The organism is Agrobacterium tumefaciens, from assembly GCF_013318015.2.
GTDB classification, from domain to species: domain Bacteria; phylum Pseudomonadota; class Alphaproteobacteria; order Rhizobiales; family Rhizobiaceae; genus Agrobacterium; species Agrobacterium tumefaciens.
Genome location: NZ_CP115841.1, coordinates 2,459,370 through 2,474,218, shown reverse-complemented (window position 1 = coordinate 2,474,218; position 14,849 = coordinate 2,459,370). Strand labels below are relative to the sequence as shown.

The window sequence follows — 14,849 nt, the reverse complement described above, 5'->3', positions numbered from 1 at the left end:
TATGTTTTGAATTCAGCCGTCTACCCAGCGTCTCTTGGAACCTTCCAGATGGGTATGCATGGCCGCCTGCGCCAGCAGCGGATCTTTCAACTCCAGGGCCGCCAAAATCGCCTCGTGCTCTTGAAGGGCGTGGGTCCAGGTATCGCGATCCTCAAATTTCACACGCAATTGTGCCGAAATCGGGCTGTGGCGCTCATCGAAGAGGTTTGCCACCAGCCGGGCCAGAACGCTGTTACCGGATTGTTCGGCAATGGTGACGTGGAAAAGCCGGTCCTGATCGAGAGGTTTGCGCGCGGCCTCGATTTCCTGCTGCATCGTGTTGAGAATCTGGCGAAGGTTTGCAATCGTTTCATCGGTCATGCGGCTCGCTGCCAGTACGATTGTCGCGCCTTCCAGCGCTGCGCGCGCCTGCATCAATTCGGAGGGGCTGTCGCCCAAGGATTTGGTGTTGTGGGTTGTCTGAAGGGCCTCGGTGGACACATAGACACCGGAACCCATGCGGATTTCGACTGTGTTGTCGATTTCAAGCGCAATCAGTGCCTCGCGCAGTGATGGTCTTGAAACCCCGAGCTTCTGTGCCAGTTCCCGTTCGGCGGGAAGTCGTGTTCCAGGCAGAAACTCTCCCAGATCGATCAGCTCGCGTATCTGGTCCGCAATCTGCTGATAAAGCCTGCGTGGTTCCGCTATTTTGGCCTGACCATTCATGTGTTTTCTGACGAACCTTGTCTGTTATCTGAATTTGGCCTTACCGTAGCGCCAAGCGCATCAATACGCAAGAAATTACTTAAATACGTGAATTTACGATATTATTTCAATAATTCTTTTGAGATGATTTTGCGTGTACCAGACGCGGGATTCAAATTTTGGGCTAATTGGCTTGACCATTTTAAAAAAGCGGCCTAACCATTTGGCTCATTATTTCCCCCGGTGGAGCGGGGAGCGCGGGTGGAGGTTTCTTGATGTCGCAGGGCGCATCGACAATTCGAGGCGATTTTTCGCCTGAGGAGACGGCGCACGGCCTTGGTTCAGGCCTCCTGCGTCTCGAAAACATCAGCAAGGAATTTCCGGGCGTCAAAGCGTTGTCGAATGTGCATTTCGACTTGCGCAGCGGCGAGGTTCACGCTGTCTGCGGCGAAAACGGTGCCGGAAAATCCACCCTGATGAAAATCATCAGCGGCGTTTACCAGCCAAGCGACGGAACCATCCTGCACAAGGGCGTCAAAGTGCAATATGCATCGCCGCTGGAATCCGAAGCCGCCGGCATCGCCATCATCCATCAGGAACTCAACCTCGTTCCGCATCTTTCCGTTGCCGAGAACATCTATCTCGCCCGCGAGCCGCGCCGTGGTTTCCTCGTTGACCGCAAGAAGCTGCGGCTTGATGCAAAGCGCTGTCTCGATCGGCTCGGCGTCGATATCGATCCTGACCAGATTGTCCGCGGCCTCTCGGTCGCTCAATGTCAGATGGTGGAAATTGCCAAGGCGCTTTCACTGGATGCTGAAGTCCTCATCATGGATGAGCCGACCTCCTCGCTGACCGAGCAGGAAACGCGGCTGTTGTTCAAGGTGATCCGCGATCTCAAGGCTTCTGGCGTCGGCATCGTCTATATTTCCCACCGGCTCGATGAAATGGCCGAAATCGTCGACCGCGTGACGGTTTTGCGGGACGGGCGTTATATTTCGACCGACGATTTTGCATCGATCACCGTTGACGATATCGTCACGCGCATGGTCGGGCGTTCGCTGGAGGAGAAGTTCCCGGAACGCACGTCGCGCCCTACGGATGATGTTATTTTCTCGGTGGAAGGGCTGACGCGCAAAGGTGTGTTCCACGATGTCGGTTTCTCGCTGCGGCGCGGTGAGATTCTCGGCTTTGCCGGACTGATGGGTGCTGGTCGCACGGAAGTCGCACGGGCGATTTTCGGTGCCGATCCTCTGGATGCTGGCAAGGTCGTTTTCAACGGGCGGGAGCTTTCCATCAGTTCCCCGCGAGATGCCATCGAAGAGGGTATCGCCTATCTGTCCGAAGACCGCAAAAGCGATGGTCTTGCGATCAAGATGTCGGTTGCGGCCAATACGACGCTTGCCAATATCGGCGAGGTCTCCAACCGCTTCGGGCTGATCGACTTCAAGAAGCACGACGATGTCGCCAGACGTTACGTCGATCTCCTGAACATCCGTACCCCTTCGATCGAACAGACGGTGCGGCTGCTTTCAGGTGGCAACCAACAGAAAATCATCATTGGCAAATGGCTGTTCCGGCAGTCGCGCGTGCTGTTTTTCGACGAGCCGACGCGCGGCATCGATGTCGGCGCAAAATTCGCGATCTACAAGATCATGGACGAGCTGGCTGCACAGGGCATCGGCGTCATTCTCATCAGTTCGGAACTGCCGGAAATTTTGGGGCTGACGGATCGTATCGCCGTTTTCCACCAGGGCCGGATCACGGGCGTGCTTGAGACCGCCAAGACCAATCAGGAAGAAATCATGCGGTACGCGTCCGGTTACGGCCGGGCCGCGCAGTGAGGAACGACATGGCTAATATTGCAGAACCCAAGAAGAGCTTCGCTTTCAGCGACCGCCAGAAGGACATCATCCAGAAGTTTGCGGCTCTTGGCAGTCTCGTTGTGCTGGTTATGGTGTTTTCCGCCACCAGCAGCGCCTTCTTCTCCGTCAACAATGCCATGACCATTGCGCTTCAGGTGACCTCCATCGCCCTTCTCGGCATTGGTGCGACCTGCGTCATCATCACCGGCGGCATCGATCTTTCCGTTGGTTCGGTGCTTGCTCTGGCCGGGGTCGTTGCCGCGCTTGCGGTGAAGGAGTTGGGTATGCCGGTGCCGGTCGGCATGCTGCTTGGCATTCTGACGGGGTCGCTTTGCGGTCTCATCAATGGCCTCATGGTCACGCGCTTCAAGCTGCCACCGTTTATCGCGACACTCGGCATGATGTTGATCGCCCGTGGCGTGGCACTGCAGATCACCGGTGCGCGAGCGGTTTCCGGCCTCGGCGAATCCTTCGGTGAACTCGGCAACGGCGCCCTCTTCCGCATCGTCAATATTGGTGATGACGGTTTTCCGAACGTAGTGTTTCCGGGCATTCCCTACCCCGTCATCCTCATGGTGGTTATTGCGCTGGCTGTTTCCTTCATGCTCAACCGCTCCATCCTTGGCCGTCACATCTATGCCGTCGGTTCGAATGCGGATGCTGCGCGTCTGTCCGGCGTAAACGTCGCACGCGTCACCAATTTCACCTACATCCTGTCCGGTACGCTCGCCGGGTTGACCGGTTGCGTGCTGATGTCGCGCCTCGTCACAGCCCAGCCGAATGAGGGCGTGATGTATGAGTTGGACGCCATTGCCAGCGCCGTTATCGGCGGCACATCGCTCATCGGCGGCGTGGGTACGATTTCCGGCACGGCAATCGGCGCCTTCGTCATCGGCATCCTGCGCAACGGTCTCAATATGAATGGCGTGTCCGCCTTCACGCAACAGATCATCATCGGTCTTGTCATTCTGGTCACCGTCTGGATCGACCAGCTGCGCAACCGTCGCTGATACAGGGCTGCGGACCCTATCCGCAAACAAGATCGGCACGGGAGGCCCGGTATGCCGACATCACGGAGGAAGAAATGAACAAGCTTACGACCGCCCTTCTGACATCCGCAATCGCGCTGTGGAGCGTCTCCACCGTGCAGGCCGGCGAAATCGCCGTCATCGTCAAGACCGTCAACTCCACCTTCTGGCAGAACGTTCAGAAGGGCGCCGATGCGGCGATGAAGGACTCTGCCGGCAACACCATGACCTTCCAGGGTCCGGCATCTGAATCGGCCATCGCCGATCAGGTCAACATGGTTGAAAACGCTGTAAACCGTAAGGTTTCGGGTATCGTTCTTGCTCCTTCCGATCCTGATGCGCTGGTTCCGGCTGTCAAGAAAGCCTGGGAAGCCCGCATTCCCGTGGTTCTGATCGACTCACAGCTCGCCAAGGGTTCCGAGCAATATTATCAGTCCTTCCTGGCGACCGATAACAAGAAAGCCGGCGAACTGGCTGCTCAGGCGCTGATCGACAAGGTTGGCAAGGAAGGCAAGATCGCCGTGATGTCCTACGTCGCCGGTGCCGGTTCGGAAATCGGACGCGTTGGCGGTTTCACCGACTATATCCAGATGCATTCCAACCTCAAGATCGTAGGTCCGTTCTATTCGCAGTCGCAGATGGCGACGGCGCTGAACCAGACAACCGACGTTCTGGCCGCCAATTCCGATCTCAAGGGCATCTTCGGCGCCAACGAACCCACCGCAATCGGTGTAGGCCGCGCGCTCGCCCAGGCCGGTAAGGCAGGCAAGGTTGTCGGCATCGGCTTTGACGGTAACCAGGACCTTCAGGGCTTCGTCAAGGACGGCACGCTGGCCGGCATCGTCGTTCAGGGTTCGTATCAGATGGGCGAAAAGGGCATCCAGACCGTTTCCAAGCTCATCAGCAAAGAAAAGGTCGAAAAGTTCGTCGACACCGGCGTTGTTGTTGTCACCAAGGACAATATCGAGAAGCCGGAAGCCAAGAACGTTCTTTATTAACGCATGACGCGCGCCGCTCTTTGAGCGGCGCGCCTCACAAATGTCAGAAGCGGGATTTCAGTCAATACCGCATACGGTTTTCAACATCCGCTCTACCGAAAAATTCAGGAAGCCCTTGCGATGAAAGTCTCCGATACACGTAAATTGCCGCGCCGTGCCGTTGAAGTCACGGTCATGGGCCTTGGTTGCGCGCAGATGGGTAATCTCTACCGCGTTACGCCCTACGAGGAATCCAAAGGTGCGTTCGACAAGGCATGGGAAAGCGGCATTCGTTATTTCGATACCGCACCTTTTTACGGTTACACGCGTTCGGAGCGTCGTCTTGGAACCATGGTGACGGAGCATGACCGAAGCGAATACACCCTCTCCACCAAGGTCGGTCGCGTCATGGTTCCCGATGAAACTGTGGGCCCGGAAGAGGACGCCTACATTGCGCCGCTGCCTTTCCGCCCGGTCTATGATTATTCCTATGACGGTATTCTGCGCTCCTTCGAAGCGAGCCAGCAGCGGCTCGGCGTTCTGAAGCCGGATATTCTCTATGTGCACGATATCGGCTCTTTCACGCATGGCGAAAAGCACCAGCACTACTGGGAGCAGCTGACCACCGGCGGCGGCTTCCGGGCACTCGGCAAGCTGCGCGAGGAAGGGTCGACGGGTGCTATCGGCCTCGGCGTCAACGAGTGGGAAATCGTCGGCGACGCCATGGATGTTTTCGACATCGACGTTACCATGCTTGCCGGCCGTTATACGCTTCTGGAGCAGCAGAGCCTTGCCTTCATGAACCGCTGCGCGGAAACCGGCGTTGCGATCGTGGTCGCCGGTGCTTTCAATTCAGGCATTCTGGCAGGCAACCGCAAATTCAACTATGCCGATGCGCCTGCCGACATCATCACGCGGGTGGATGCGCTTCAGGGCGTTTGTGACGACGTTGGTGTTTCGTTGCAGGCGGCTGCGCTGCAGTTTCCGCTCGGGCATCCGGCTTCGGTCACGGTCGTATCCGGCGCGCGCAATGCGCAGCAACTTGCCGCAAACATCGAATGGTTCGAACAGGTTGTTCCGGACGAATTCTGGTCGGAGCTGCAAAAGCGTGGCCTGATTTCCGAAGGCGCACCCGTGCCCGGCACAAAGGCCTGAAGCGATGATCATCGATGCCCACCAGCATTTCTGGCTGATGAAGGATCGTGCCGGGCAATGGCCGCCACCGTCTCTGGCTGCCATCTACCGGGATTTTCTTCCGCAGGATCTGTCTCCTCTGCTGGCAAAGGCCGGAGTTTCCGGAACGGTGCTGGTGCAAACGATGGAAAGTGCGGCCGATACGGATTTCATGCTCGATCTGGCTGGCAGCACCGATTTCATCAAGGGCGTTGTCGGCTGGGTGGACATGAAGTCCGTGGATGCTGTGGCGGAAATCTCCCGGCGGGCAAAACATCCGGCCTTCAAGGGCGTACGGCCGATGCTGCAAGGCATGGATGATGTGACCTGGATCGACGATCCCGCGCTCGATGCCGCTGTGGATGCGCTGGTGAAACATGCACTGGTGTTCGATGCGCTGGTCCTGCCGCCGCATCTGTCGCATCTTCTCGCCTTCGCGCGCCGCCATCCGCAATTGCCTGTTGTCATCGATCACGGCGCGAAGCCGCTTATCGCCACGGGCCAATATGGCGACTGGCGCAGGGACATGGCAGCTTTGGCGGCCCTTCCCAACCTCCATTGCAAGCTGTCCGGCCTGTTGACCGAGCGTGGCGAGCAGAGACCGGAAGCCGTCAGGCCCTATGCCGAAACCATTCTGGAACTGTTCGGCGGCGAACGCGTGATCTTCGGCAGCGACTGGCCGGTATTGCGGCTGGCTGGCGACTATCAGGAATGGCTGGACTTCTGCCGCGAAATCGTGCCTGAGCACGATCATGCGGCCGTCTTTGGCGGCAACGCCGTTCGTTTTTATTCCCTTCCCAACAGGTGATGCATGCTGGCGATTTTCTGCGAGACCCCCGGTCAACTTGTCCCCAAGGAACTACCAAAGCCCGCCCGTGGCGAAAGTGAAGTGCTGGTGCGTATTCGTCGCATTGGTGTCTGCGGCACGGACCTGCATATTTTCACCGGTAATCAGCCTTATCTTTCTTATCCGCGCATCATGGGCCACGAGCTTTCCGGCACGGTGGAAGAGGCGCCGGAAGGCAGCGATCTTTCGGCGGGCGATGTCGTTACCGTCATACCCTATATTTCCTGTGGTGAATGCAGCGCCTGCCGTAAAGGAAAGAGCAATTGCTGCCGCAACATCGGTGTGCTTGGCGTTCATCGCGATGGCGGCATGGTCGAATATCTGAGCGTTCCGCAGCAATTCGTGCTGAAGGCGGAGGGCTTGAGCCTCGATCAGGCGGCAATGACCGAATTTCTGGCGATTGGCGCGCATGCCGTGCGTCGTGGGTCGGTGGAAAAGGGTCAGAAGGTCCTGATCGTCGGCGCCGGTCCGATCGGCATGGCGGTTGCGGTTTTCGCCGTTCTCGATGGCGGTGAGGTGACGATGATTGACGGGCGCACCGACCGGCTGGATTTCTGCAAGGACCATCTCGGCGTTGCCCATACGGTGAAGCTTGGCGAGGGCGACAAGGATCGCCTGTCGGATATCACCGGCGGCGATTTCTTCGATGCCGTTTTTGATGCGACCGGTAATCCTAAAGCCATGGAGCGTGGCTTTTCCTTCGTCGGCCACGGTGGTTCCTATGTGCTGGTTTCCATCGTTGCCAGCGATATCTCCTTCAACGATCCGGAGTTTCACAAGCGTGAAACCACGCTGCTTGGCAGCCGCAACGCCACGCCGGAGGATTTCGAGCGGGTGTTGCAGGCGCTGCGGGAAGGCAAGGTACCGGAGGCACTCATCACTCACCGCATGACACTTGCCGATGTGCCTTCCAAATTCGCCGGGCTGACCGATCCAAAAGCCGGAGTCATCAAGGGCATGGTGGAGGTCGCATGACGACCGACACACCCATCCTGCAATTCGGTACCAGCCGCTTTCTTCTGGCGCATGCGGATTTGTTCATTTCGCAGGCGCTGGAAAAAGGCGAGGCTCTCGGGCGCATCGCAATCGTCCAGACGACCGGCAATGCGGAGAGCCTGAAGCGTGTGGCAGCATTGAACGATGGCACGCCCTATCCGGTGCGCATTCGCGGCATTCGCGATGGGCAAGAGGTGGATGAGGAAATTCCAGGTAAGGCTGTCGCGCGCGCGCTGACGGCGGCGGCCGACTGGGCCGAGGTGCGGCGCATCGCCTGCGGGGCAGGGGTCATTCTGTCCAATACGGGTGACCGCGGTTATGAGCTGGATTCGTTCGACGGGCCGGGTCTTGCCGACGACTTCACGCTTGTACCAAAGAGTTTTCCTGCAAAGCTCTGCCTGTTGCTGCTGGAACGTTTTCAGACCAATCCGGAAGCCCCTGTATCGATCTTTCCTTGCGAGCTTGTTCCGCGCAACGGCGACCGGTTGAAAGAGGTTGTTCGCCAGCTTGCCGACGAATGGCAGCTGCCAGCGGGTTTCGGCTTCTACCTGAATGAGAAATGCCGTTTTGCCAACAGCCTTGTAGACCGCATCGTTTCCGAGCCGATCGATCCGGTTGGCGCAGTTGCCGAGCCCTATGCGCTTTGGGCAATCGAGAAGCAGGAGGGCCTTGTTCTGCCCTGCACCCACCCTGCGGTGGTGCTGACTGATGATCTCGACCGCTATGAAAAGCTGAAGCTGTTCCTGCTCAATCTTGGCCATTCCTATCTGGCGGAGCGATGGTTGCGGGATGCCCGTGAGAAAGACGAGACGGTGCGGCAGGCAATGGCCGACGATGCGCTTTCGGGAGATCTGGAAACGCTCTGGCGGGACGAGGTTCTGCCGGTCTTTGCCGCAGAAGGCATGGGAGAAGAAGCGCAAGCCTATATCCGTGCGGTGCGGGAGCGTTTCCTGAACCCCTTTCTCGCCCACCGGCTCGCGGACATTTCAGGCAATCACGATGAAAAAAAACGCCGTCGTTTTGTCCCGGTCATCGCTGCGGCGGAACGTCTGGGGTTAAACGTGCCGCAGCGGAAACTGCGTGCGGCGCTCGCCACCATCAAGCAATAACGGAGTTTTGTATGCAGCGCATGGGAATGGTCATCGGCGTCAAACCGGACATGATTGCGGAATATAGAAGACTGCACGCCGCCGTCTGGCCCGAAATTCTGGCGCTCATCAGCGATTGCAACATCCGCAACTACACGATCTTCCTGCGCGAACCGGAAAATCTGCTGTTCGGATATTGGGAATATCACGGCACCGATTTCAGCGCCGATATGGCGAAGATGGCGGCAAGCCCAAAGAACCAGGAATGGTGGTCTTTCACCATTCCCTGCCAGCAACCACTCGAAAGCCGCAAGGAAGGCGAGTGGTGGGCAATGATGGAAGAAACCTTCCATCACGACTGAACGATTTCCTTTGACACTGACCGCGAGTGAACGGCCATGACCAAAATTACTGATCTGCGAGTTTTCGACCTGCGTTTTCCGACCTCCCAGAGCCTTGATGGTTCGGATGCGATGAACCCCGACCCGGATTATTCGGCGGCTTACGTCATTCTCGACACCGATGAACCGGAACTGAAAGGCCACGGGCTGACCTTCACCATTGGCCGCGGTAATGAGATTTGCTGCATGGCCATCAAGGCGATGCGCCATCTGGTGGTGGGAACCGATCTGGCGACGGTCACCGAGAACCCCGGCAAATACTGGCGCCACCTGACTGGTGATAGCCAGCTGCGCTGGATCGGCCCGGACAAGGGCGCGATGCATCTCGCCACCGGCGCTGTCGTCAATGCTGTCTGGGATTTGCTGGCCAAAAAGGCGGGAAAGCCGGTCTGGCAGCTTGTTGCCGATATGAGCCCGGAAGAAATCGCCGATATCGTCGATTACCGTTATCTGACTGACGTGCTGACGAAGGACGATGCACTTGCGATCCTCAAAAAAGCCGAAAGCGGCAAAAAGGAACGTATCGAGACGCTGAAGAACGAAGGCTACGCCTGCTACACCACATCAGCCGGCTGGCTCGGTTATGACGACGCCAAGCTGCGCCGTCTTTGCCAGGAAGCGATCGATGCCGGTTTCAACCATGTAAAGATGAAGGTTGGCCGTGATCTCGAAGACGATATCCGCCGCCTCACCATCGCCCGCGAGGTGATCGGCCCCGACCGTTATCTGATGATCGACGCCAACCAGGTGTGGGAAGTGGATCAGGCGATTGAATGGGTCAAGCAACTTGCCTTCGCCAAGCCCTTCTTCATTGAAGAGCCGACCAGCCCGGACGATGTCGCCGGCCATCGCAAGATCCGTGCAGCCATCGGCTCCGTGAAGGTGGCAACCGGCGAAATGTGCCAGAACCGTATCATGTTCAAGCAGTTCATCGCCGAAGGTGCAATCGACGTCGTGCAGATCGACAGCTGCCGCATGGGTGGTCTCAACGAGGTGCTGGCGGTTCTGTTGATTGCTGCCAAATACAATTTGCCGGTCTGGCCGCATGCCGGTGGCGTCGGCCTTTGCGAATATGTGCAGCATCTGTCGATGATCGACTATCTCGTGGTTTCCGGCACCAAGGAAGGCCGCGTGATCGAATATGTCGACCATCTGCACGAGCATTTCATCGAACCCTGCGATATTCGCAATGCCGCGTATATGCCGCCGAAGCTGCCCGGTTTCTCCATTGAAATGAAGCCGGATTCTATTGCGACCTACACGTTCAAGGGATGATTGAAGGATAACAGCGCTTCCGTGAGGCGCTGCCACTCCGCTTCGCTGCCGGGAAGGCCGAAACGCATGTCGTTCGGCCTTTCATCAAAAATGCGCACCAGAATGCCGTGCCGGCCAAGGTGATCGAACAGTTCTTTGGCCCGGTGGTCCCGCACCAGGGTAAACAGGGGCGTACCGCCGGCAATCTTCAGGCCCACTTTTTCCAGCAATTCACTCATACGCTGTGCTTCTGCCGCAAGCCGGAGGCGCATGGCTGATTGCCATTCCCTATCCGCCAAAGCCTGCGTCGCGATATTGAGCGCCGGCCCGGATACTGCCCAGGGGCCAAGCCTTGCCTCCAGTTCCGCAGCGATGTCGGGATGCGCAAGCGCAAAACCGAGCCGGACCCCTGCCATGCCATAGAACTTGCCGAAGGATCGCAGTACCACCAGCGCGTCGCGCCCTGCGACATTTGCAAGACTTTCCGTATGTCCTGTCTCGATAAAGGCCTCGTCTACGACGAGCAGGCCGCCTTTGCGGCGCATCGCCTCGGCCAGCGACAACAAAGCTTCTCGATCCGTGATGCGACCATCGGGGTTGTTGGGATTGACCACCACCGCATAGTCGTACGCTGACAGATCACTGATATGGTCTACCTCGGTCACGGTCAGTCGGGCCATGCGCGCGGTTCGGGCATGTTCGGCATAAGCGGGGGAGAGCACGGCTCCGCTTTTCGCTCCGCGTTCGAGTGCCAGCTGAGCCAGCAATGGCATCAGCATCTGGGTGCCGGGGGACAGAGCCACATGCCCGGCTGATGGTGCGCCGAAAGAGGCGACGGCCAGCCTTTTCAATTCTTCGGCCGCGTCAGGCTCCGGCAGGCGGGCAAATGCGCTGGCGGGAACGGGAGAATGCGGGTAGGAGTGCGGATTGATCCCGGTCGACAGGTCGATCCACGGTTCCGGCGCTTCAGGAAACATCAGGCGCGCCTTGCCGAGATTGCCGCCGTGACGGATCGCAGCCTGCGCTTTTTCCGGTACCTTATCGCCCATGTTCTTCGCTCTCGCTTTTCTGTCGCTCTTGATCGAACGCCTGACTGGATATCCGGACTGGCTGTTCAAACGCATCGGTCATCCCGTCACCTGGATCGGTTCGCTTATCGCGCTGCTGGACAAAAAATGGAACCGGGAGAGTGCTTCATTTTCACAGCGCAAGGCGGCAGGCATCGTGGCGCTTTCCGTTTTTCTGGCGCTGACGGTGCTTGTTGCATGGTTAGTGCAATCTATTCTGCTTTTATTGCCCCTTGGTCTGTTGCTTGTTGCGGTGCTTGGGGCGTCACTTCCGGCCCAAAAAAGTCTGGAACAGCATGTGGAGGCCGTCGCCATTGCGCTGGAACGCGAGGGGATTGACGGTGGGCGCAAAGCTGTCTCCATGATCGTCGGGCGCGATCCGCAGGCGCTGGATGAGGCGGCAATCTGCCGGGCGGCGATTGAAAGCCTGGCTGAAAATTTCTCTGACGGCATTGTCGCCCCTTCCCTCTGGCTTGGTCTTCTGGGGCTGCCAGGCGGTGCGGGTTATAAGGCAATCAACACGGCCGACAGCATGATCGGTCATCGCTCGCCACGCCATGAGGCCTTTGGTTGGGCGTCGGCCCGGCTGGACGATCTGGTCAATTTGCCGGCATCGAGACTGAGCGGCGGTCTTTTCGTGGTCGCCGCGTTTTTCGTGAAGGGTGCATCACCGAAAGGGGCAATTGCCGCGATACGCCGCGATGCGCGGCATCACCGCTCTCCCAATGCCGGCTGGCCGGAGGCGGCATTGGCCGGGGCACTGGGCTTTGCGCTGGCCGGGCCGCGCTCCTATGGCGGGCAGATGATCGAGGCTCGTTTCATGGGCGAAGGCGGAAGAGCGACACTGGTTGCTGGCGATATTCGCACAGCGCTAAGGCTGGCGAGGATCGCAGACTTCCTGCTGATAGCGCTGTTCGGATTGCTGGCAATCCTTATCGCGCTATAGAAAGCAGTCTGTCGAGATCGAGGTGGTTCTCCATATGGGCCGCCAGGCGATCAAGAACGGCATCTACCTGCGCATCATAGTTCAGTTGCGTGCCCTGCCCACCAAGGCGCTCAAGCCACGCCCCGCGTTGGCGGTCATCCGCAAACAGGCCGTGGATATAGGTGCCTAGGATGCGGCCATCGGGCGAAATTGCGCCATCGGCATGTCCGTCAATGGTCGAAAATGGCAGGTTGCCCGCGGCACCCGTTGTTTCGCCAACATGCATTTCATAGCCGGATAAGGGAATTCCGTCGAAACTCTGTCCCTGGACGGAAACGAGCCTCTTGTCACCGGTCAAAACCGTCGTCACATCCAGCAGGCCCAACCCATCGACCGTCATTGGTGGTCCTTCGATGCCGTCAGGGTCGGCAACGGTTTTTCCAAGCATCTGGTATCCGCCGCAGAGACCGAGAACATAACCGCCGCGGCGCACATGTGCCTTGATGTCGATTTCGAGGCCTGCATTTTTCAGCACGGCGAGATCAGCTATGGTGGATTTCGAACCGCAGAGCAGAACCAGCCGGCAATCGGCGGGAATGGTCTCGCCCTGCCGCACTCGGATCAGCTCCACATCCGGCTCCATGTCGAGCGGATCCAGATCGTCGAAATTGGAGATATGCGGCAGGATCGGCACCGCAATGCGGATTTTCGCGCCGGGCTTTTGTTGCGCCGGGCCGGTAAGCCCAAGGGCGTCCTCCGCCGGCAATTTCGCAGCATCGGAAAAATGCGGCAATAGCCCGATGGACGCCCAGCCGGTCTTTTCCGCGATCATCCGCATGCCGTCTGAAAACAGCGTAGGGTCACCGCGAAAGCGGTTCACGATGAAGCCCTCTATCATCGCGGCATCATCGCGTTCGAGAACGGTTTTTGTGCCCACGAGGCTGGCGATGACCCCGCCCCGGTCGATATCGCCGATCAGAATCACGGGAGCATCTGCGGCGCGGGCAAAACCCATATTGGCGATGTCGTTGGCGCGGAGGTTGATTTCGGAAGCACTTCCCGCCCCTTCCACCAGCACCAGATCGGCCTGTTGTTTCAGGTGCTCGAAGCTCTCCAGCACACGCGGCATCAGCCCGGCTTTCATGTGCTGATAATCGGCAGCTTTGGCATTGCCGACAATTTTACCCTGTACGACGACCTGTGCGCCGGTTTCGCTCTGCGGCTTTAAAAGCACCGGGTTCATGTGAACCGACAGCGGAACGCCTGCTGCCCGCGCCTGCAGCGCCTGCGCGCGACCGATCTCGCCGCCATCGGCGGTGACCGCCGCATTGTTCGACATGTTCTGCGGCTTGAACGGCATGACGGACAGGCCACGCCTGACGAAGGCGCGGGCAAGGCCAGCCACCATCAGCGATTTGCCGACATCCGAGCCGGTTCCCTGAAACATCAGCGCACGTGCAGTCATGTCAGTATTCTATCCCGGCCTGCGCCTTTACGCCTGCCTTGAAGTGATGTTTGACGAGGGTCATTTCCGTCACCATGTCGGCAGCGTCGATCAACGGCTGTTTGGCGTTGCGGCCGGTAACGATGACATGCAGATCGGATCTACGGTTGGAAAGCGTTTCGACGACCTCTTCCAGCGGCAGGTAATCATAGCGGAGCGCAATGTTCAGTTCGTCGAGAACCAGCAATCCGATCGTCTCGTCGGCCATCAGTGCTTTCGCTTCCTCCCAGGCCTTTGTAGCTGCTGCGACATCGCGCTTGAGGTCCTGCGTGTCCCAGGTAAACCCCTCGCCCATGGTGCGCCATTCCACCCTGTCGCCGAACAAAGTCAGGGCCTGCTGTTCACCCGTCGACCATGCGCCCTTGATGAATTGCACGACGCCGACCCGCCGCCCTGTGCCGAGCATGCGCAGGGCAAGGCCGAAAGCGGCCGTGGATTTGCCTTTGCCAGGGCCGGTATTGATCATCAGCAGACCTTTTTCGATGGTCTTTTCCGCGACTTCGGCATCCTGAACCGTCTTGCGGTTGACCATTTTCTGCCGGTGGCGTTCGGCTTCGCTGTCGCTGATATCGCGTGTCATCGCGTTTTCCTTCTCGTCCAGAGGCGCTGGACCGTATGCCCCCGCCATTCGGAGCGGCGACTATACTCAATTTGCCGCACCCGGCAATCGACAAGCCGGCAGCATTGACCGTCACGCCCGTTCAGCCTAAGGGTAAGGCACTGACGGTCTTTTCCCGGCAACGGGAAAAGCTAAGAGGGAACACGGTTCCACCCCATAACGGGTCATTCCGTGGCTGCCCCCGCAACTGTAAGCGGTAAGCCCGCACTATGAAGCCACTGGACCATAAAATTGGCCCGGGAAGGTGGTGCAGGGTGTTTTAAAGCCGCAAGCCAGGAGACCTGCCGTTTCAGGAAAAAACGTCTCCCGGGCGGGGTGCTCCGGTCAGCCGGTCGAATTGATTTGCAGCCGCGCTTTTCAGTGCGCTGTTTTCGACATCCGCACCCCGACGAGTTTAAAGGCGCGGAAAGCGGAACGGTTTGGA

General features: G+C 58.5%; 14 protein-coding genes and 1 riboswitch. Of the genes, 10 read left to right on the top strand and 4 right to left on the bottom strand.

Annotated elements, in window-relative coordinates:
- Positions 1 to 12 precede the first annotated feature (12 nt).
- A complete protein-coding gene (locus G6L97_RS12055) occupies positions 13 to 705 on the bottom strand; it encodes a FadR/GntR family transcriptional regulator (protein WP_013637003.1) in 693 nt (230 codons plus the stop codon).
- 254 nt (positions 706 to 959) lie between these two features.
- Between G6L97_RS12055 and G6L97_RS12050 the strand changes: the two genes are divergently transcribed.
- The 9 genes from G6L97_RS12050 to G6L97_RS12010 all read left to right on the top strand — a co-directional run bounded on the left by G6L97_RS12050 (position 960) and on the right by G6L97_RS12010 (position 10,331).
- The gene (locus G6L97_RS12050; protein ID WP_162686663.1) at positions 960 to 2,525 is read left to right on the top strand and encodes a sugar ABC transporter ATP-binding protein; all 1,566 of its coding nucleotides are present in this window, start codon (positions 960 to 962) and stop codon (positions 2,523 to 2,525) included.
- An 8-nt stretch (positions 2,526 to 2,533) separates the two neighbouring features.
- Positions 2,534 to 3,556 carry an ABC transporter permease gene (locus tag G6L97_RS12045; protein WP_003516396.1) on the top strand — a complete coding sequence of 341 codons (1,023 nt, stop codon included), beginning with the start codon at positions 2,534 to 2,536 and terminating at the stop codon, positions 3,554 to 3,556.
- A gap of 74 nt (positions 3,557 to 3,630) precedes the next feature.
- The gene (locus tag G6L97_RS12040) at positions 3,631 to 4,572 is read left to right on the top strand and encodes an ABC transporter substrate-binding protein (RefSeq protein WP_003516397.1); all 942 of its coding nucleotides are present in this window, start codon (positions 3,631 to 3,633) and stop codon (positions 4,570 to 4,572) included.
- Between the two features lie 120 nt (positions 4,573 to 4,692).
- Positions 4,693 to 5,706 (top strand): aldo/keto reductase, encoded by a 1,014-nt coding sequence (locus tag G6L97_RS12035; protein ID WP_111782522.1) that lies wholly within the window; start codon positions 4,693 to 4,695, stop codon positions 5,704 to 5,706.
- A 4-nt stretch (positions 5,707 to 5,710) separates the two neighbouring features.
- A complete protein-coding gene (locus tag G6L97_RS12030; RefSeq protein ID WP_111782523.1) occupies positions 5,711 to 6,532 on the top strand; it encodes an amidohydrolase family protein in 822 nt (273 codons plus the stop codon).
- 3 nt (positions 6,533 to 6,535) lie between these two features.
- Positions 6,536 to 7,546 carry a zinc-binding alcohol dehydrogenase family protein gene (locus G6L97_RS12025; RefSeq protein WP_111782524.1) on the top strand — a complete coding sequence of 337 codons (1,011 nt, stop codon included), beginning with the start codon at positions 6,536 to 6,538 and terminating at the stop codon, positions 7,544 to 7,546.
- On the top strand, positions 7,543 to 8,676 hold the full coding sequence (locus G6L97_RS12020; RefSeq protein WP_111782525.1) for a mannitol dehydrogenase family protein: 1,134 nt from the start codon (positions 7,543 to 7,545) through the stop codon (positions 8,674 to 8,676). Before G6L97_RS12025 ends, G6L97_RS12020 begins: the two co-directional genes overlap by 4 nt.
- Positions 8,677 to 8,687: 11 nt before the next feature.
- The gene (locus tag G6L97_RS12015) at positions 8,688 to 9,017 is read left to right on the top strand and encodes an L-rhamnose mutarotase (RefSeq protein ID WP_003516404.1); all 330 of its coding nucleotides are present in this window, start codon (positions 8,688 to 8,690) and stop codon (positions 9,015 to 9,017) included.
- Between the two features lie 36 nt (positions 9,018 to 9,053).
- Positions 9,054 to 10,331: an L-fuconate dehydratase gene (locus G6L97_RS12010; protein ID WP_003516405.1), complete on the top strand. Its 1,278-nt coding sequence runs from the start codon at positions 9,054 to 9,056 to the stop codon at positions 10,329 to 10,331.
- Here G6L97_RS12010 and cobD read toward each other — a convergent pair.
- The gene (gene cobD / locus G6L97_RS12005) at positions 10,313 to 11,359 is read right to left on the bottom strand and encodes a threonine-phosphate decarboxylase CobD (RefSeq protein ID WP_174002927.1); all 1,047 of its coding nucleotides are present in this window, start codon (positions 11,357 to 11,359) and stop codon (positions 10,313 to 10,315) included. The genes G6L97_RS12010 and cobD overlap by 19 nt on opposite strands.
- Between cobD and cbiB the strand changes: the two genes are divergently transcribed.
- On the top strand, positions 11,358 to 12,323 hold the full coding sequence (cbiB, locus tag G6L97_RS12000; RefSeq protein ID WP_111782527.1) for an adenosylcobinamide-phosphate synthase CbiB: 966 nt from the start codon (positions 11,358 to 11,360) through the stop codon (positions 12,321 to 12,323). The two genes, cobD and cbiB, sit on opposite strands and share 2 nt — an antisense overlap.
- On the opposite strand, the gene G6L97_RS11995 is transcribed toward cbiB, so the two are convergent.
- Together G6L97_RS11995 and cobO are read right to left on the bottom strand one after the other, a co-directional pair.
- Positions 12,310 to 13,767 carry a cobyric acid synthase gene (locus G6L97_RS11995; RefSeq protein WP_111782528.1) on the bottom strand — a complete coding sequence of 486 codons (1,458 nt, stop codon included), beginning with the start codon at positions 13,765 to 13,767 and terminating at the stop codon, positions 12,310 to 12,312. The two genes, cbiB and G6L97_RS11995, sit on opposite strands and share 14 nt — an antisense overlap.
- A 1-nt stretch (position 13,768) precedes the next feature.
- Positions 13,769 to 14,386 carry a cob(I)yrinic acid a,c-diamide adenosyltransferase gene (gene cobO, locus G6L97_RS11990; protein ID WP_035252400.1) on the bottom strand — a complete coding sequence of 206 codons (618 nt, stop codon included), beginning with the start codon at positions 14,384 to 14,386 and terminating at the stop codon, positions 13,769 to 13,771.
- 127 nt (positions 14,387 to 14,513) lie between these two features.
- Positions 14,514 to 14,728: riboswitch (cobalamin riboswitch) on the top strand.
- Positions 14,729 to 14,849: the final 121 nt, after the last annotated feature.

Bases quoted from the DNA above. Each gene is read 5' to 3' on its own strand.
- G6L97_RS12030 (WP_111782523.1), top strand. From the start codon at position 5,711: ATGATCATCGATGCCCACCAGCATTTCTGGCTGATGAAGGATCGTGCC.
- G6L97_RS12050 (WP_162686663.1), top strand. From the start codon at position 960: ATGTCGCAGGGCGCATCGACAATTCGAGGCGATTTTTCGCCTGAGGAG.
- cobO (WP_035252400.1), bottom strand. From the start codon at position 14,386: ATGACACGCGATATCAGCGACAGCGAAGCCGAACGCCACCGGCAGAAA.
- G6L97_RS12010 (WP_003516405.1), top strand. From the start codon at position 9,054: ATGACCAAAATTACTGATCTGCGAGTTTTCGACCTGCGTTTTCCGACC.
- G6L97_RS12020 (WP_111782525.1), top strand. From the start codon at position 7,543: ATGACGACCGACACACCCATCCTGCAATTCGGTACCAGCCGCTTTCTT.
- G6L97_RS12045 (WP_003516396.1), top strand. From the start codon at position 2,534: ATGGCTAATATTGCAGAACCCAAGAAGAGCTTCGCTTTCAGCGACCGC.
- G6L97_RS12035 (WP_111782522.1), top strand. From the start codon at position 4,693: ATGAAAGTCTCCGATACACGTAAATTGCCGCGCCGTGCCGTTGAAGTC.
- G6L97_RS12040 (WP_003516397.1), top strand. From the start codon at position 3,631: ATGAACAAGCTTACGACCGCCCTTCTGACATCCGCAATCGCGCTGTGG.
- cobD (WP_174002927.1), bottom strand. From the start codon at position 11,359: ATGGGCGATAAGGTACCGGAAAAAGCGCAGGCTGCGATCCGTCACGGC.
- G6L97_RS12025 (WP_111782524.1), top strand. From the start codon at position 6,536: ATGCTGGCGATTTTCTGCGAGACCCCCGGTCAACTTGTCCCCAAGGAA.
- G6L97_RS12055 (WP_013637003.1), bottom strand. From the start codon at position 705: ATGAATGGTCAGGCCAAAATAGCGGAACCACGCAGGCTTTATCAGCAG.
- cbiB (WP_111782527.1), top strand. From the start codon at position 11,358: ATGTTCTTCGCTCTCGCTTTTCTGTCGCTCTTGATCGAACGCCTGACT.
- G6L97_RS12015 (WP_003516404.1), top strand. From the start codon at position 8,688: ATGCAGCGCATGGGAATGGTCATCGGCGTCAAACCGGACATGATTGCG.
- G6L97_RS11995 (WP_111782528.1), bottom strand. From the start codon at position 13,767: ATGACTGCACGTGCGCTGATGTTTCAGGGAACCGGCTCGGATGTCGGC.